Origin of the sequence: [Anoxybacillus] calidus (assembly GCF_013760845.1) — a bacterium.
Lineage (GTDB): Bacteria > Bacillota > Bacilli > Bacillales > Anoxybacillaceae > Paranoxybacillus > Paranoxybacillus calidus.
The window spans coordinates 70,432-86,948 of record NZ_JACDUU010000005.1; the positions used below are offsets into that span (position 1 = coordinate 70,432).

A 16,517-nucleotide genomic window follows, 5' to 3' on the forward strand; every position below is an offset into this window, starting at 1 on the left:
AGATGAAAAAATTGAACAGCTGGAAATTTTGTCTCGTTGTTGGAATGTTAGTTTTATTTTCAGTCGGCTGCAGCCGTGCTAGTATGGAAAAAGACATTCAGCTTTCAGGAACGGTGAAAACATTTGCCGAAAAAGTTGTTGTAAATGGACAAAGCAATTTGCCTGAAGGTGCGGTCATTCAAGCATCACTAAAAGAAGAAGGAGGACAAACAGCGAGAGAAGTAACGGAAAAAGTAGCAAAAGATGGAACGTTTTCGATTGTGTTGAAACGCCCGGTTCTCAACGAAGAATATGAGCTTTCCGTGGCGTTTTTACCGGAATTGCAGCCGAAGCATGTCGAAAGGGTATATGGTAAAAAAGGAGAGAATATTAAAAAAAGCGACATTGTTGTTGAATACAAACGAAACGGAAAACGTTATCGGGGAATTATGTTGTATGATCGGATTTTCGCCAATGATGGAATCTCGATCGGACAACAAACGATTCTTTCAAAGGAAATGCCAGCAAAACTTCCAAAACCTTAAATGTAATATTAAGTAGGTGAATGTATGGAAAAAGTTTGGCGATGGGTGAAGCCTTTTGTGGAAATCTTTATGACAGTATGTATCATTTCCTTGCTTGTCGCTTTGGCGACAAGCATTCCGTTTTTCAGAAGCCTCCAAGGTTTCTATCTTTTTTTAGAAAAACTAATACAAATTGCAAACGGTTTTCTCCATATGGATACGCTGACTGTCCAAATAGGGGAGTCAAGAACAGAGCATTTTCTTTATATTATAAGTGAGTATTATCCTTATTCGCTAATAATCCTGTTCTCGGCTTTTTGCGTTTCCTTCTTTATAGCAGCGTCTTTGTCATATATATATTTTATTTTGCCGAAAAAGATAAAAAAATGGATCAGTTCCCTTCTTTTTTTCATTCAATCCATTCCGGATGTTGTCTTTATTTTTGCTATCCAGCTATCTATCATTTGGATTTTTAAACAAACAGGATGGCTCATTATTGATCCGATCGCTGGTATGGACAAAGTATATGTGTTGCCCATTTTAACATTGTCGATTTTACCATCTATCTTTCTATTTCAAACAATGATTCTGGCGGTTTCTGAAGAATATAAAAAGCCATATGTGGAATTGGCTCGCGCTAAAGGATTATCAAAGCATCATATTTGGTTTCACCATTTGTTTCGCAACGTTGTCGTTCATGTCGTTTCAAACATGCAATATTATTTTTGGTTTATGCTTTCGAATTTGCTTGTTCTCGAATTTTTGTTTAACATGCGCGGGTTTATGGCGTTTTTGCGCATGCAGCTGCATCAAGCCGACATTGTAGCAATTAGTTTAACGTTTTTGTTTTTGCCTTTTTATCTCATTGATTGGCTCAGCAAGCGTGTAGTTTTTATCATGACGGGTGAAAAGGATGTGAGCGGATGATCCGATTGTTTTGTAATCGTCTTTTTTTATTTGGCATAACGTTAATCGGGGGATTGCTTGTAATAAGTTTCTTATATTCTTATTATCTAAAAGAAATCATTCCAACTCCTGAATTTATGCTGTATGACGATAACAATCGTTTAATTGATAAAGCACCTTATCCGCCAAGCTGGCAGCACCCGTTTGGAGTGGATCGCTACGGGGAAGATGTGTTTTGGAAAGTAGTGGACGGCGCAAAATATACGATTGCCATAGCGCTTGTTGTCAGTATTTTTCGTGTTCTGCTCGGGACTTTAAGCGGAATTGTTTATGCATTTTACTTATCCCGTTTTCGTACGTTGGTAGATGCAGTTATTCGCGCATATCGTTTTATCCCCATCATTTTTTTGACATTGTTGTTTTTAGTTCCTTTACAGTTAGCCGCTTTGGAAACGGGATCAGGTAAAACGAGTATGCCATTGCAAATGGTTATTCTTATTGTTGCCGCGTTGCCGATATTGACAGGATTAATCGGAAATGAAATAAGCGTTTTCTTGAAAAACGAATTTATTGATTGCTCCCGTTTGCTTGGTGCGGGCAATCTCCATTTATTAAGAAAACATGTTATCCCTTATTTGCGCCCGCGCCTATTGTTGTATGTCGTCCAGCAAACGGTCCAAACATTGCTTTTGCTTGTTCATCTCGGGGTTCTCGGTGTATTAGTTGGCGGTATCAAGGAGGTAGTAAAAGGAGATATCTTTAAGCCGGAAAAAGCCGTATTGTCACTGTCAAACGAGTGGTCTGGTCTGATCGGGCTGTCATACCGCGAACTTATGCTTGATCAGTGGATTGTGCTCGGTCCATGTATAGCGTTCAGCGTTTCGATTTTTGCATTTAACTTAATTGCGAAGGGAATCGAGCAAGTGTTATCGGAAAGAAAGTATGTAACGTTTCATGAACTTCACAGCAATACACAAAGTGATTGGAACGATAAACAGCCATTTGACTTTATTCATAAAAAGGATGTTCGGCAGTATGAATCGAGTAGTTTATAACTATTGTTATGTAACTATATTGTATTGATGGGTCTGACACTTTGCTTTTGAGTCAGCCCCATCAAAAATGATTTTCTTAACTGGATGGTGATGGGATAGCTCCCTCTATAAAATAACGTTTTTTCGTTTGTTTCAATCAGCATAAATAAGTGTTTAGTTTAGGAAAAGTGCTCGATAATGCTTCCTTTAAGCGCACCTACGAATTTCTGTTTTTCTCATAGTCCTTTGTTCCTAAATCCATTTGTAGCTTTTATGAAGCCATTAATGGACAGGCTCGAATGTTTTGCAGTCGGTTTCTTTGCTATTTGACGCCTCTTTTCCGTGATGACTTACTATATAAATAGACTCCGCACTACATTTATTTCCTTGTTCCCAGTATTTGCAGTTGTTGACCTCACATAAAACATCTTTTGCCATATTGGAATCTTCCTCCTTTTAATTGGTTATAGAGATAACCGCAATTAAATTATTCACGTATTAACAAACGAATATACATTTATAAGTTTAATATTTTAATTGACAATGATAATCTTTATCAAATAAAATTTAATTGATAATGATTATCGTTTTTATTTTAAGAGGGGGAGCATGATGGCAAAATTTATTATGGTTTATACGAGTATGACGGGAAATACAGAAGAAATTGCAAACGCGATTGCGGAAGGAATTCAAGAAGAGGGAATCGATTTGGAAGTAAAGGAAGTTTTAGATGCTGATGCTAAGGAATTAGAAGAGTATGAGGGGATTCTTCTAGGTGCCTATACATGGGGAGATGGAGAGCTGCCAGACGATTTCCTTGATTTTTATGATGATATGGATGGACTAGATTTATCTGGGAAAAAAGCAGCTGTATTTGGTTCGTGCGATTCAAACTATGAGAAATATGGAGCGGCTGTTGATATTCTTATAGACAAATTAAAAGAGATCGGTGCTGATGTTATTTTAGAAGGGCTGAAAATCGAATTAGCGCCAACAAATGAGGAAAGGGAAAAATGTAAAAATTTTGGGAAGCGCTTTGTTCAAGGTGTACTAGAGACAGAGGAATGTTAATGGATGGGGACAAGATATGTCTATTAAAGGGAGCTATATTTCCATTAAGACACTTACGGATGATCATTTAGAAAAGTTTATGAATTGTTCATTTAAATTTTATTATCAGGACATATTAAAGGCGGTAAAACAACAATACGATTGGTTTCAAATCACTCAGTATGTTGTAAATCAGATCGTTAAACAATTTTTTGAAATCCATCCTAAAACGCGTTCCCTATTTACATTATTTCATCTTATTGATTGGAAATGGAGAAGGGTAGGGGTAAATGTTTTTGAGTCCAAACGGCATTATTATGAAGTGACGGCTAAAATGACGGATCATTTACTTAAAATGTTAATGGATCACAAAAATCTCCAACATCCTTTGTTTTTATATGAAAAGTTCCGTGTCTTCAATGAAGAAATAGGAATTCATTTGTCTATGGTATTCGACGTTGGTGAATGGACAAACCAATCATACATTTTACGAAAATTTTTAGTTTCTGACAAAATGGAGGTGGTTGAGGCTTTTAAACATATGGCAATCGTTGTGTCGAGGACAGCGTTCCAAAAGCTTCCCGAAAAAATGGAGTTTTATTCTGTATTATCTGGGAAGGTGTATGAGTATTTTCCTACAGAAAATGATTATAAAGATTCTTTAAATTATTTATTATTAGTAAAAGAAGTGATGAAAGAGCCTAGTAATTATATAAAAAACTCGCCAGACAGGAGATGTGCGAGCTGTCCCCTCTATGTGGATTGCCAGAATGTTGGTAAACAGGAATTTACCGTTCGTAGAAAATTAAACTGAATCATTCATAAATAGACGGATCATCTTGAAGAGTTATTTCGACGATCTTTTTAACGACTAAGCACTTGGATGTAACAAACAGCTATTTTCTTAATGGACAAACATTATAATTATCTTAGGAGTGGTTAAAATAAGCAGAGGATCGGCAGAAAAGGAATACGTCCGATCAATCAGTCGATTTGATTAGGAAAGTTGATTGCTTATTAGGTGTGTGATAAAATGGACGTGAATTCATTATATCGGCAAGTTTTCTAGGGTTCCGTGGTTGTTAAACAGCTAGTCTGCGACCGAGAGAAAACGCACAGAATTGACTGTGTACACGGAGGGACAAAAGCCCGGGAGGAATGTCTTTATGGATATTTCTTTCGTGGCTTTTTTATTTTGAGTGAAAGGAGCGAGTTGATATGGCATGGCTTTATTTAATGATAGCCGGCATTTTTGAGACCGTGTGGGCCATCGCTTTAAAATATACAATGGGGTTTACACGGCTTGTTCCGTCTGTTATCACGATTGCGGGCATGATTATTAGTTTTTACTTTTTATCGCTGGCGACAAAAGTGCTGCCAATTGGAACGGCGTATGCCGTATGGACAGGAATTGGCGCTGTCGGAGCCGTTATTATTGGCATGGTATTTCTAAATGAACCTGTGAACGCTTGGAGGATAATCTTTTTGCTGTTTATTTTGGTCGGGCTTATTGGTTTGAAACTGACGTCAGGACAATAAACAAACAAAAAGCAGGGAGAAGCCTGCTTTTTGTTTAAGTGAACCTAACTCTATATTTATGTTATTTTTCTGAAGGAGACGGAAGCGGGACTTTCTAATTTTCATCGTATAAAACACTCACTGTTCTATACTACCCGGTAACCACTCCTCGGTATCGAAAAGAATTGTTCACTCAATCAATTCGCCGTTCTCTTCTTCAAGACTGTAGGTGAGAATCAGGCGGTTAGAATCTACCAACATTTCTTTTTCTTTATAAAGTGAGCATTGAAAGAATAGATACCGATTTTAAGCAAGTACTATTGTTAAAAAAGCATTTTTGTAGAGCGGTGAATAGTCCAAAGTAATTTTTGAATATGTTGAGAAATAAGGTCTTTGTAAAGAACTTATCAAAGTAAGAAGTGTTTCGTTTCATTATTTAATTGACAAAATATTTAACATGATATATATTTAATACCGTTAAATATTTATATTAATAAATTTTTAATAAGGAAAGGATATAATTGGGTAGAAAGTGATGAAGGTATTGGGGGGGATTCAGGTTGAACCAACAAGATTTTGAAGCGTATATTGAGCGGTTGCAAAATGCTTTTTCAATAACGGGAAGAAAGTTCGCGGCAGAGATGGCTGAAAAAGGGATGGGATTAACCGGGCCGCAATTTTTTATTCTAAATGTCCTTTCCAAGAAGGGAAGATGTACCGTTACGGAATTAGCAGAGGATATGATGGTAAAGCCAAGTGCCATCACGACAATGGTTGACCGCTTGTACAAAAGCGGGCTTGTGTTGCGCAAGCGAGATGAAAGTGACCGCAGAGTGGTGTATATTCAGTTATCGGACTTGGGCGCTGAAACGTTTGAAAAAGTAAGACTAGAGCGCAAACGGACCATTCAGCGGCATTTAAGCCATCTTGAGCCCGAAGAATTGAAACTGCTTGTGCAACTTTTTGAGAAAATTGCAGGCATTGTTACGGAACAACATGATTTTCAAGAGAAAAAGGAGAGATCGGTAGATGAGTAATCAACAAGTATCAACCGCTACTAATCTAGACAGTGAAAACTCTAAGCGCAGTATTTTAATTGCTGGGCTGCTTGTGGCGATGCTTTTTGCGGCGCTTGATGGAACCATCGTCGGAACTGCGCTACCGCGTATCGTCGGGGAACTTGGCGGACTCGGAGTGATGGCGTGGCTGACGACTGCTTACATGCTCAGTTCCACGGCGGTTGTCCCGATTGCCGGAAAATTGGCTGATCTAGTTGGAAGAAAATCCGTTTATGTAACAGGACTAATTATATTTATTGTTGGCTCTGCTCTGTGTGGCATGGCTGATTCGATGAACCAGTTGATTTTCTTCCGAGCATTGCAAGGTATCGGCGGTGGCGTGATGATGCCGATGGCGATGATTGTTATCGGTGATATTTTTACCGGCGAACAGCGGGCAAAATGGCAAGGTGTGTTCGGAGGAGTATTTGGTTTAGCATCTATCCTCGGTCCGCAAGTCGGCGGATGGATTGTCGATTCATTAAACTGGAGATGGGTGTTTTATATTAATCTTCCGATCGGAATTCTTGCGGTGATTTTAATTAGTATTGGACTTACAAATCACCGTGCGGAAGGCCCTGTAAAGCTTGATATTGGTGGAATGTTCACGATGATTGCCGGCGTTGTCTCGCTGCTGCTTGCTTTAACGCTTGGCGGCGATAAGTATGATTGGACATCATGGCAAATTTTTTCTTTGCTTGGAGCGTCGGCCGTCTTTTTAATTAGTTTTGTATTTATAGAGCAAAAGGCAAGTGAGCCGATTCTTCCAATGTATTTGTTTAAAAATAAAACGTTTGTCCTTTTAAACGGTATTGGCTTTCTCATGTCAGTAGGAATGTTTGGTGCGATTATGTTCGTACCGTTGTTCATGCAAGGCATTATCGGTATGAGTCCTACGGAATCAGGGACAATGATGTTTCCGATGATGTTGGCGATGATTATAGCGAGCGTTGTCGGCGGGAAACTTGTGCAAAAAATTGGTGTGCGCCTGCAAATTATCATCGGCATGATATTAGAGGGAGCAGGGTTCTTCTTGTTATCAACGATGGATGTCGACACGAAAAAATTAGTGGCCATGAGCTTTATGGCTGTATTAGGATTCGGTCTCGGGCTTGTTACTCCGGTTATTACGCTCGCGCTTCAAGAGGTGTTCCCGAAATCGCAGCTTGGCGTTGTCACTTCCTCCAGTCAATTTTTCCGACAAATTGGGGGTACATTCGGTGCGACAATTTTAGGAGCGGTCATGAACCATCGTTCAACCGATTTATTGAATGAAAAATTTGTTCCATTATTGAAAAAAATTCCACCGCAAGCCCACGGAATGGCGGAACAGTTTGAAAATATGATTAATACGAATCCGCAAGGACTGTATTCGGCTATTTTAACTCCAGAAGCGTTGAAAAACATTCCGCAAGCTATGCAGCAAGCGTTCATTCCAGTTTTAAAAACGACGTTAGTGGAAGCGTTAAGCAGTGTATTCTTGTATGGTCTAGTATTTGTTGGACTAGGAATGTTGCTTTCTCTATTTGTCGGCAAAATTACCATCTCGCGCAATGCGAAAGAGGCGAATAAAGGATTAGAATAGAGAGATAAAAGATGCTGACCCAAGTGCAAAGTTCAGACACTTATGGGTCAGCTCTTTTATTATGAAGTTGGCGATAGGCTGCCATGAAGAAGCGAAACGAATTTCCTAAACGGGAAGGGCGGGTCGGATAAATAGTTAACCGTTTTCTGTTTTTCTTTCCATAATTATCATTGACTTTTGGGGGAAAACTTTATATTATTAAATTGTAAATAGTTTTATATTCATAAAGGGGAGTAGCTTTAACAGCAAAGTCGTCAGTTCAGGGATAAAACCCTCGGCTTTGTTGGCAACGATGACGTTGTTAGCGAGACCTTTACCAGTGTGGGTAAAGGTTTTTTATATTTATTAATGACCTTTACCTACACGGTAAAGGTCATTTTTATTTAGGGAATAAATAAGGAAGGGAGAGGAAAAACGTCGGTGGTTATGGATTTTCTTAAACCGTTCTAGGTGTATTGAGACTGTATATAAAAATGACGAGGAGGGAGAGAATTTGTATGAGAAAACTGTTCAAAAGAGTGCGCTTTATTTTTAAAATACGGCGGTTTATCCCTTTCCTTGCCGAGTTTTTCCTTTCAAAAAAAGTTTCCAATGTCAAGAAATTGCTTTCTGTTTTATTTGTTGCTTTATATATGTTATTGCCATTAGATGTGATCCCTGATTTCTTAGGGTTTTTTGGTATTGTTGATGATGTTACGATTTTTATGCTTATTTTACAGCAAATTATTAAGATGGCGCCTGAAAACTTGAAAAATAAATATGGAGTTTAATGAGGATGCTCCTATGAGACCATTTTGGCTTCAGGCACGTATGAAATGAATGTGAAATAAATATTGATGAATGAGGAGGTTTTTTTCTAATGGAGCTATTTTCTGTTGAATTTTTATCGGCACTTATCTCGATCATTATTATCGACCTTGTTTTAGCGGGAGACAATGCGATTGTCATTGGATTGGCGGCAAGAAATCTGCCAAAGCATCAGCAAAAGCAGACAATTATTTGGGGAACGGTCGGAGCGATTATCATTCGTGCTCTAGCCACATTAGCGGTTGTTTGGTTATTAAAAATTCCAGGATTGTTGCTTGTTGGTGGTATTTTGTTAGTGTGGATTGCCTATAAACTTCTTGTAGAAGAAAAAGGACATGATGTGGAAGCTGGCGGCAGTATGTGGGAAGCGATTCGCACGATTATCATTGCCGACGCGTTAATGGGATTGGATAACGTATTGGCGGTTGCCGGTGCAGCGCATGGAAGCTTTTTACTTGTTATTTTAGGCTTGCTTATTTCTGTCCCAATTGTCGTTTGGGGAAGTACGTTAATCCTGAAGTGGATTGAACGTTTTCCAATTATCGTGACGATTGGTGCCGGGATTCTTGCTTGGACTGCATCGAAAATGATTGTTGATGAACCATTTTTGAAAGAATATTTTGCTAATCCGTTTGTGAAATATGGGTTTGAACTTCTTGTTGTTGCTGGTGTGGTTATTATTGGAACGATGAAAAAAGCGAAAGAACACAAAAAAGAAACATTGAAAGAAGTATAATAACGCTTTTGTGGGTAGAGAGGAAAGAGCCGCAAACTAGAAGAATTTGCGGCTCTTTTCTATTTATAACTCATCAAATCCATTATCGATCGTATTAACTTTTGTATATTGCCGTGATTTTTGTTCAAAGAAGTCCGATTTTCCGAGGTCGACTTCTTCATAGGCTTTAATCCAGCGAAGTGGATTCGTGCGGTAACCAGCAAATGGACGTTCAAAGCCCAGCTGATTGCAGCGGACGTTAGCGTAAAATTTAATATAGTCGCTAAGATCCTGAAGTGGAATACCTTCAATTTTGTTGCTAATAATATAACCGGCCCACTCGATTTCTAGTTCCGCGGCTTTTATGAATGTTTGCTGGATAAATGCAGCCAGCTCAGGTGTGTTATATTCTGGATATTCAATCAGTATTTCTTTGAAAATTTTAACAAACAAATCAACATGGATTTGTTCATCACGGTTAATGTAATTAATCATTGTACTTGTCGCAACCATTTTTTGATTGCGCGCTAAATTGTAGAAGAAGGCGAAACCAGAATAGAAAAATAACCCTTCTAGAATGACGTCATATACAATGGACTTTAATAAATTTTCGACATTTGGCTGTTCAGCAAATTCTTTATATCCATTTGTGACAAAGTCATTTCTTTTCCGCAAAATCGGTTCGTTTCTCCAAAATTCAAACACTTCATCCTGCTTGCTTTTCGGTACAAGGCTTGATAGGACATAGGAATATGAATGATTATGAATCACTTCCTGCTGTGCCAACATAATCATTAACGCGTTAATGCTGGAATCTGTAATGTAATCGGCGACTCTACCTGCATAATCGGTTTGAATGCTGTCGAGCAAAGCGAGAAGGCCGATAATTTTTAAAAATGCATCTTGTTCGTCATCCGTTAATAACAGAAATTGTTTGATGTCTTGAGACATATTAATTTCAAACGGTGTCCAAAAGTTGGCAAGCATTCGTTTGTATTTGGCAAACGCCCACGGATAAGCGATATCATCCCAGTTTAACACATTTGAGCTTTTTCCATTAATAATTCTTGTCGAGCGATTTGGGGCTTCCGGATCCATAATGACTCTTTTCGTTAGCGTATGTGACATAACCAATTCACCTCAATCTGAATAAAATTAACTCGCGCATGATTCACATTCTTCAATAGAGCTTGAAGTGGAACGGAGATAATACGTTGTTTTGAATCCCAGTTTCCAAGCGGTGAGATGAATGTTCAGCAAGTCTTTCGCTTTGATTGTGTTCATAACGTAGATATTAAAAGAAATAGACTGGTCGATATGACGTTGACGGGCGGCATTTTGCTTGACGCTCCATAGTTGGTCAATATGATAGGCGGATTTGTAATACCATGTCGTTTCAGCGTTTAAATCTGGTACAGTAACAGGAATTTTATAATCTTTCTTTTCTTCGGCGTACACTTTTAAGAAAATAGGGTCAATGCTTGCGGTACTGCCAGCAATAATGGACGTGGATGCATTTGGTGCGACAGCCATAAGATAACCGTTACGAACGCCGTGCGTCTTTACTTGTTCTTTTAACATGTCCCAGTCTAGATTGCTTTGAGAATTACGGTATCCCCGTTTCTCAAAGTAAGTGCCTGTATGCCAGTCTGAACCTGTAAACGCGGGATAGCTTCCTTTTTCTTTTGCCAGCTCCATGCTTGCTTGAATCGTTAAATAAGCGATTTCTTCATAAAGCTTGTCCGCATACTCGACCGCTTCTTCTGATTCCCAGCGAATCCCTTTAAGGGCAAGCAAATGATGCCATCCAAATGTTCCAAGTCCAACAGCGCGGTATTTTTGGTTTGTTAGTTGTGCCTGTAAAACAGGAATTTTGTTTAAGTCAATGACGTTATCAAGCATTCGCACTTGGATGGGGATTAAACGTTTGAGCACGTTGTCTGTCACTGCCCGCGCTAGATTAATAGAAGATAAGTTGCAGACAACAAAATCTCCAGGCGTTTTTACTGTAATAATTTTGCCGTCTTTTGTATATTGCTGTTCCGTTATTGTTGGACTTTGGTTTTGCGCAATTTCTGTACAAAGGTTGCTGCAATAAATCATACCTAGGTGAGAATTAGGATTTTTTCGGTTTACTTCATCGCGATAAAACATAAAAGGGCTGCCCGATTCAAGTTGGCTTCGCATTATGTTTTTCATAATTTCAATGGCTGGTACTTTTTCTTTGGACAAATGAGGATTTTCTACACACTGCCAATACTTTTCGCGAAAATGACCTTTTCCTCGTTCTTCATCATAAAAATCTTCTAAACTAAATCCCATGACTTTTCGTACTTCATGAGGATCAAAAAGATACCAGTCGCCGCGTTTTTCCATCTGTTCCATAAACAAGTCAGGAATGCAGACACCTGTGAATAAATCATGCGTTCTCATTCGTTCATCGCCGTTATTTAATTTTGCGTCTAAAAAGGCAAAGATATCTTTATGCCATACATCTAAATAAACGCATATTGCACCCTTCCGCTGTCCTAGCTGATCAACACTGACTGCCGTATTGTTTAATTGTTTCATCCATGGAATGACACCTGATGAAACGCCTTTAAAACCGAGAATATCGCTGCCTCGGCTGCGGATTTTTCCAAGATAAACGCCGATTCCGCCGCCTGATTTTGAAAGATTGGCAATGTCAGTATTGCTGTCGTAAATGCTTTGCAGACTATCGTCTACTGTATCTACGAAACAACTTGATAATTGACCGTAGCTTTTTCCCGCATTGGCAAGAGTAGGAGTGGCAACCGTCATGTATAAATTGCTTAACGCCCAGTAAGCTTCTTTCACTAAAGCAAAACGGAGCTGCTTTTGTTCTTTTGCCATTAATGTCATCGCGATCATTAAAAATCGTTCTTGTGGAAGCTCATATAAATTCCGATCGTAATCACGGGCTAGGTAACGATCAGCAAGCGTGCGAAGACCGATGTAAGTAAATAACTTATCTTTTTCCGGGTTGATCAATTTTCCAAATTCTACAATTTCTTCTTTTGTGTAGTCTTCTAAAAGTTTAGGGCTATAAACTCCTTTAGCAACAAGAGTTTTGATTAAATGATAGAAATCGCCATATTGTTCTTCTGGGTGATATCCGCGATTTTTGGCAGCTTCCTTGTATAATTTTTTTAAATAAATGTGAGCGCACACAAACGTCCAATCTGGTTCATTTTCATCAATATAAGATAAGCCTTCTAAAATTAATAAGTTAGTGATTTTTTCAGTAGAAAATGTGTCTCTGCTTTCAATCGCTTGTATGACTCTTTTTAAGTAGCTTTCTTTGTTTAGATTTGGATAGTTTTCCGTTATCTTTTTTACAAACGAGATGAGCCGCTCATGTGAAAAAGGTTCAGCGTCTCCCTTTTCGGTTATAATCATCGTTGTTTTTGTATGTAAGCTCATTTCCCTAGCCTCCCTGTATAAAATAAAAAATCCACTCAGCAGGTTGAGTGGATCAAACGATAGTATAAAAAGGACAGCAACACCTTCTTAAACCACCGTTTCATCTTCTCACCCCCCGAAGAATTTGAAACTTAGCAAGCAAGGCAGGTCTCCTGACTCGTGTTTCCTCCTACTCTGGCTCCTTCCCGTATATGCGCCGATCAAGCTAATCATATACAGTGGAAAACTCCATTTCGTCCACACATACAGTTGCGGGGACAGTTCTGGATTCGCACCAGATTCCCTATTAAGTCCGTTCGGACACCTTCACTTGCGGTTTTGATATACTATATTTAGTTGTTTTGTTTTTGTAAACCACAACATATTGTGTTTTGTTGAGTTGGCATAATCATATAACAATTTAATAGAAAATTCAACCATATTTTTTGAGTGATGTAGAAAAAAGGAAAGAAGGAAATAAAAAAACGCTTTTTATCGAATTTTATCAAGTCAGATAAAAAGCGTTTTAACTGTTATTTATAATCCGTTTTGGTTATCCTTATTAACAATTCCCTTATGATCAATCCAACAATCACCCCAGGAATAACTGATAACATCGGAAGCCAAATCGGACCAAAGAAAATACCGAAAATTGTTAATTCTGTAGAGTACATAAGCCCTACAGTTACGAAGTAGGCGCAAAAGACAAAGGGAAGAAAAGCATAAGGTGATTTACCTCCGCCTGCATCTTTATAGGCATCCCACATCGCAAAAAAATATAAACAAGGATAAAACATGAGCCATTGATAATTAATGACTTGTACAGCTTCCTCGATTCTTCCTAAAAAGCTTAAGTGAATGGCCTCGTTGAAATGGGATTGTATGTTGATTAAAAATTCTAAAATTATACAAATAATCCCTTTCACATACTTTTGATTTAAAAATTGTCCCAAACCAGGTAGTGCAATGCTCCATAATAACCGTTCAATTGCTTTCACATCTCTTAAACCCTTTACTAATATATTTTCTCATATCTCCTCACATCGTTGATTTTAGGAACAATATTTACTACGTCTTTCGGGTAAAAGTTATAAACAGAGGTTCGGTTTTCATCTCGCAATCCTCTCTGCGCCGTCACAACATGATCGGAGTCAATGATATCGCAGCTATTCACGATAATGTTCTTTGTTACATTTTTTTACAAATGAAGCTGTTTTATTCATTTTTAACAATTAGTTATATGAAGAATTATTTTACAAATACCGGTTGTATGTAGATGAACAATAAGAGCAAAATTTGACATGTTAGTCCGTAATTTTGACATGTTAGTTTGCGATTTTGTCATCTTAGATTATCTGTTATCTAATTATTCAGAATTATTAGTATAATCTATGTGAGGGATGTATAATTGGAAGGGATGGATAAAGGGGGAACAAAAGACGTGAAAGCGATTAAATCAATTTTGCTTTGGGGAGCGATTTCTGCCCTAGGAGCTGTCGGATTTGCGGTGTTGGCTTTAAATCGAGGCGAGAGCGTTAATGCTATTTGGTTAATTGTTGCAGCGGTGTGTGTATATGCTGTCGCTTATCGTTTTTACAGCCGATTTATGGCTAACAAAGTATTTCAGCTAGATGACAATCGAAAAACACCGGCTGAAATTTTTAATGATGGGAAAGATTATGTTCCAACCAACAAATGGGTATTGTTTGGTCATCACTTTGCTGCAATTGCTGGCGCGGGCCCGCTTGTCGGTCCAATTTTAGCTTCGCAGATGGGGTACTTGCCGGGCACGCTTTGGATTGTCGTTGGAGTTGTGTTAGCAGGAGCTGTGCAAGATTTTATTATCTTATTTGCTTCCATGCGCCGAAATGGAAAATCGCTCGGTGAAATGATTAAAGAGGAAATTGGTCCTGTAACAGGCTTTATTGCAATGCTTGGTATTTTAGGAATTATGATTATTTTATTGGCTGTATTAGCTCTAGTTGTTGTGAAAGCGCTTGTAGGAAGCCCGTGGGGAATGTTTACAATCGCAGCGACCATTCCAATTGCCATCTTTATGGGAATATACATGCGCTATGTTCGTCCGGGACGTGTTGGTGAAGCCTCATTCATCGGTTTTGTCTTGCTAATTGCATCGATTATGGCCGGCCAGTACGTCGCAGAAAATGAAGCTTTGGCGAACATGTTCACATTTAAGGGAGAGACGATTGCTCTTTTAATGATTGCCTATGGGTTCGTTGCTTCAGCGCTGCCAGTATGGTTGTTGCTTGCTCCACGTGATTATTTAAGCACGTTTTTAAAAATTGGTACAATTGTTGGATTGGCGTTTGGCATTCTTATTGTTGCACCTGATTTACAAATGCCGGCCATTACGAAATTCGTTGATGGCACTGGTCCGGTATTTGCTGGTAATTTATTCCCGTTCTTATTTATTACTATTGCCTGCGGAGCTGTTTCCGGATTCCATTCTCTTGTCTCTTCGGGAACGACGCCAAAAATGATTGAGCGTGAAAGCCATGCTCGTCCAATTGGCTATGGTGCGATGTTAGTGGAGTCGTTTGTAGCGGTAATGGCATTAATCGCTGCCTGCGTCTTAACACCAGGAACATACTTTGCGATTAACAGTCCAACAGCGGCCATTGGGCAAGATGTTGTGCAAGCAGCACAAACCGTTTCGTCTTGGGGGTTTACGGTCACTCCTGAGTCCTTAAGAGAATTGGCGGATCATGTCGGAGAGGAAACGATTTTGTCGCGCACAGGTGGAGCACCGACGTTAGCGATTGGAATGGCCGTTATTTTATCGGATGTCATTGGTGGAAAAACATTAATGGCATTTTGGTATCATTTTGCGATTTTATTCGAAGCATTGTTTATTTTAACAACGATTGATGCAGGTACACGTGTCGGCCGTTTCATTATTCAAGATCTTTTAGGGCATTTCTATAAGCCGCTTGCAAAAACAGAGTCATTACCGGCAAATATTATTGCGACAACGTTGTGTGTACTTGGTTGGGGATATTTCCTGTATCAAGGTGTTATTGACCCGCTTGGAGGAATTAACACGTTATGGCCACTCTTCGGTATCGCGAACCAAATGCTTGCAGCGATTGCTTTATTATTAGGGACAACGGTTTTATTTAAAATGGGCAAAAAAGCATACGTATGGGTGACGCTAGTTCCAACAACTTGGATTTTGGTCGTAACGATGACAGCAGGATTCCAAAAGCTATTCCACGACAATCCAAAAATTGGGTTCTTAGCACATGCAAATAAATTTAAAAATGAGTTAAATCAAGGAAAGATTTTACCTCCAGCAGCCAATGAAGCGCAAATGCATCAAATTATTATGAACGACTACATTGATGCGGCACTTTGTGCAGCTTTCATGCTTGTTGTTGTAGCAATGCTTATTTCTTCAATAAACATGTGGATTAAGGTATTGAAAAACAACAATGTACAATTAAAAGAAGCACCGTATATTCCACGCGATGAAGGAAATGGAGTGCAGCATTATGCGTAATCTCTTATCAGCGATTAAAAAGCACCGCAAACAATTTGTTGATTTGCTTGTCGGTGTGCCCAATTATGAAAAATATGTAGAGCATATGAAAACTCATCATCCAGGAGAGCCAATCAAGTCACGGAAACAATTTTTCTGTGAAGCGCAAGAGGCGAGATATAACGGAAAAGGCGGGAAAGTGTCCCGTTGTTGTTAAATGAATGAAAAAGGGGGACATCTAAAATCCCCCTTTTTCTCTTTATATCAATGATCAATGTGGCCGCGATTTTTGAGCTTTTTTGTTATTATTTGCACTCATTTCGTTAGCGATTTCTTGATCGGTAATGGCTTTGGCACTTTGCAATCCAGCTTTTGTTTTTTTGTTACGCTTTGTCATGTTGCAAACCTCCTGTTATTAT

The 16,517-nt window shown here is 38.8% G+C and carries 17 protein-coding genes and 2 riboswitches; of the genes, 12 read left to right on the forward strand and 5 right to left on the reverse strand.

The window, feature by feature from the left end; all coding sequences use genetic code 11:
- The first annotated feature begins 11 nt into the window (after nucleotides 1–11).
- The 3 genes from HNQ85_RS10910 to HNQ85_RS10920 are packed head-to-tail and all read left to right on the forward strand — an operon-like array spanning nucleotide 12 to nucleotide 2,464.
- On the forward strand, nucleotides 12–524 hold the full coding sequence (locus HNQ85_RS10910; RefSeq protein ID WP_181537752.1) for a hypothetical protein: 513 nt from the start codon (nucleotides 12–14) through the stop codon (nucleotides 522–524).
- A gap of 24 nt (nucleotides 525–548) precedes the next feature.
- Nucleotides 549–1,430 (forward strand): ABC transporter permease subunit, encoded by an 882-nt coding sequence (locus HNQ85_RS10915; RefSeq protein ID WP_181537753.1) that lies wholly within the window; start codon nucleotides 549–551, stop codon nucleotides 1,428–1,430.
- Complete coding sequence (locus tag HNQ85_RS10920; protein ID WP_181537754.1) at nucleotides 1,427–2,464, forward strand: ABC transporter permease; 1,038 nt, start codon at nucleotides 1,427–1,429, stop codon at nucleotides 2,462–2,464. Before HNQ85_RS10915 ends, HNQ85_RS10920 begins: the two co-directional genes overlap by 4 nt.
- A gap of 261 nt (nucleotides 2,465–2,725) precedes the next feature.
- On the opposite strand, the gene HNQ85_RS10925 is transcribed toward HNQ85_RS10920, so the two are convergent.
- Nucleotides 2,726–2,881 carry a DUF1540 domain-containing protein gene (locus tag HNQ85_RS10925; RefSeq protein WP_181537755.1) on the reverse strand — a complete coding sequence of 52 codons (156 nt, stop codon included), beginning with the start codon at nucleotides 2,879–2,881 and terminating at the stop codon, nucleotides 2,726–2,728.
- A 174-nt stretch (nucleotides 2,882–3,055) separates the two neighbouring features.
- On the opposite strand from HNQ85_RS10925, the gene HNQ85_RS10930 reads away from it, so the two are divergent.
- From HNQ85_RS10930 to HNQ85_RS10960, 7 genes are all read left to right on the forward strand, one after another.
- Entirely contained in the window at nucleotides 3,056–3,514 is a 459-nt protein-coding gene (locus HNQ85_RS10930) for a flavodoxin (RefSeq protein WP_181537756.1), read from the forward strand.
- 16 nt (nucleotides 3,515–3,530) lie between these two features.
- On the forward strand, nucleotides 3,531–4,307 hold the full coding sequence (locus HNQ85_RS10935; RefSeq protein WP_181537757.1) for a hypothetical protein: 777 nt from the start codon (nucleotides 3,531–3,533) through the stop codon (nucleotides 4,305–4,307).
- 240 nt (nucleotides 4,308–4,547) lie between these two features.
- Nucleotides 4,548–4,651: riboswitch (guanidine-I (ykkC/yxkD leader) on the forward strand.
- A 60-nt stretch (nucleotides 4,652–4,711) separates the two neighbouring features.
- A complete protein-coding gene (gene sugE, locus HNQ85_RS10940) occupies nucleotides 4,712–5,032 on the forward strand; it encodes a quaternary ammonium compound efflux SMR transporter SugE (RefSeq protein ID WP_181537758.1) in 321 nt (106 codons plus the stop codon).
- A gap of 539 nt (nucleotides 5,033–5,571) precedes the next feature.
- Nucleotides 5,572–6,048 (forward strand): MarR family winged helix-turn-helix transcriptional regulator, encoded by a 477-nt coding sequence (locus tag HNQ85_RS10945; RefSeq protein ID WP_246326853.1) that lies wholly within the window; start codon nucleotides 5,572–5,574, stop codon nucleotides 6,046–6,048.
- Complete coding sequence (locus tag HNQ85_RS10950) at nucleotides 6,041–7,654, forward strand: MDR family MFS transporter (protein ID WP_181537759.1); 1,614 nt, start codon at nucleotides 6,041–6,043, stop codon at nucleotides 7,652–7,654. The genes HNQ85_RS10945 and HNQ85_RS10950 overlap by 8 nt, the downstream gene beginning before the upstream one ends.
- Before the next feature lie 497 nt (nucleotides 7,655–8,151).
- A complete protein-coding gene (locus HNQ85_RS10955; protein WP_181537760.1) occupies nucleotides 8,152–8,424 on the forward strand; it encodes a YkvA family protein in 273 nt (90 codons plus the stop codon).
- An 89-nt stretch (nucleotides 8,425–8,513) separates the two neighbouring features.
- Nucleotides 8,514–9,197: a TerC family protein gene (locus HNQ85_RS10960; RefSeq protein ID WP_181537761.1), complete on the forward strand. Its 684-nt coding sequence runs from the start codon at nucleotides 8,514–8,516 to the stop codon at nucleotides 9,195–9,197.
- Nucleotides 9,198–9,260: 63 nt separating this feature from the next.
- Here the strand turns inward: HNQ85_RS10960 and HNQ85_RS10965 are convergent, their stop codons facing one another.
- The 3 genes from HNQ85_RS10965 to HNQ85_RS10975 form a co-directional block, all read right to left on the reverse strand.
- Entirely contained in the window at nucleotides 9,261–10,304 is a 1,044-nt protein-coding gene (locus HNQ85_RS10965; RefSeq protein ID WP_181537762.1) for a ribonucleotide-diphosphate reductase subunit beta, read from the reverse strand.
- A gap of 27 nt (nucleotides 10,305–10,331) precedes the next feature.
- On the reverse strand, nucleotides 10,332–12,620 hold the full coding sequence (locus tag HNQ85_RS10970; protein ID WP_181537763.1) for a ribonucleoside-diphosphate reductase subunit alpha: 2,289 nt from the start codon (nucleotides 12,618–12,620) through the stop codon (nucleotides 10,332–10,334).
- Nucleotides 12,621–12,745: 125 nt separating this feature from the next.
- A riboswitch (cobalamin riboswitch) is annotated at nucleotides 12,746–12,944 on the reverse strand.
- Between the two features lie 188 nt (nucleotides 12,945–13,132).
- A complete protein-coding gene (locus tag HNQ85_RS10975; protein WP_181537764.1) occupies nucleotides 13,133–13,597 on the reverse strand; it encodes a hypothetical protein in 465 nt (154 codons plus the stop codon).
- Nucleotides 13,598–14,040: 443 nt separating this feature from the next.
- On the opposite strand from HNQ85_RS10975, the gene HNQ85_RS10980 reads away from it, so the two are divergent.
- Both HNQ85_RS10980 and HNQ85_RS10985 read left to right on the forward strand, forming a co-directional pair.
- Nucleotides 14,041–16,119 (forward strand): carbon starvation CstA family protein, encoded by a 2,079-nt coding sequence (locus tag HNQ85_RS10980; protein WP_181537765.1) that lies wholly within the window; start codon nucleotides 14,041–14,043, stop codon nucleotides 16,117–16,119.
- A complete protein-coding gene (locus HNQ85_RS10985) occupies nucleotides 16,112–16,315 on the forward strand; it encodes a YbdD/YjiX family protein (RefSeq protein WP_181537766.1) in 204 nt (67 codons plus the stop codon). The genes HNQ85_RS10980 and HNQ85_RS10985 overlap by 8 nt, the downstream gene beginning before the upstream one ends.
- A 54-nt stretch (nucleotides 16,316–16,369) precedes the next feature.
- Here the strand turns inward: HNQ85_RS10985 and HNQ85_RS17850 are convergent, their stop codons facing one another.
- Nucleotides 16,370–16,495, reverse strand: a complete 126-nt coding sequence (locus tag HNQ85_RS17850) for a hypothetical protein (protein ID WP_281363460.1) — start codon at nucleotides 16,493–16,495, stop codon at nucleotides 16,370–16,372.
- Nucleotides 16,496–16,517: the final 22 nt, after the last annotated feature.

Bases quoted from the DNA above. Each gene is read 5' to 3' on its own strand.
- HNQ85_RS10955 (WP_181537760.1), top strand. From the start codon at position 8,152: ATGAGAAAACTGTTCAAAAGAGTGCGCTTTATTTTTAAAATACGGCGG.
- HNQ85_RS10935 (WP_181537757.1), top strand. From the start codon at position 3,531: ATGTCTATTAAAGGGAGCTATATTTCCATTAAGACACTTACGGATGAT.
- HNQ85_RS10960 (WP_181537761.1), top strand. From the start codon at position 8,514: ATGGAGCTATTTTCTGTTGAATTTTTATCGGCACTTATCTCGATCATT.
- HNQ85_RS10930 (WP_181537756.1), top strand. From the start codon at position 3,056: ATGGCAAAATTTATTATGGTTTATACGAGTATGACGGGAAATACAGAA.
- HNQ85_RS10950 (WP_181537759.1), top strand. From the start codon at position 6,041: ATGAGTAATCAACAAGTATCAACCGCTACTAATCTAGACAGTGAAAAC.
- HNQ85_RS17850 (WP_281363460.1), bottom strand. From the start codon at position 16,495: ATGACAAAGCGTAACAAAAAAACAAAAGCTGGATTGCAAAGTGCCAAA.
- HNQ85_RS10925 (WP_181537755.1), bottom strand. From the start codon at position 2,881: ATGGCAAAAGATGTTTTATGTGAGGTCAACAACTGCAAATACTGGGAA.
- sugE (WP_181537758.1), top strand. From the start codon at position 4,712: ATGGCATGGCTTTATTTAATGATAGCCGGCATTTTTGAGACCGTGTGG.
- HNQ85_RS10970 (WP_181537763.1), bottom strand. From the start codon at position 12,620: ATGAGCTTACATACAAAAACAACGATGATTATAACCGAAAAGGGAGAC.
- HNQ85_RS10985 (WP_181537766.1), top strand. From the start codon at position 16,112: ATGCGTAATCTCTTATCAGCGATTAAAAAGCACCGCAAACAATTTGTT.
- HNQ85_RS10965 (WP_181537762.1), bottom strand. From the start codon at position 10,304: ATGTCACATACGCTAACGAAAAGAGTCATTATGGATCCGGAAGCCCCA.
- HNQ85_RS10920 (WP_181537754.1), top strand. From the start codon at position 1,427: ATGATCCGATTGTTTTGTAATCGTCTTTTTTTATTTGGCATAACGTTA.
- HNQ85_RS10915 (WP_181537753.1), top strand. From the start codon at position 549: ATGGAAAAAGTTTGGCGATGGGTGAAGCCTTTTGTGGAAATCTTTATG.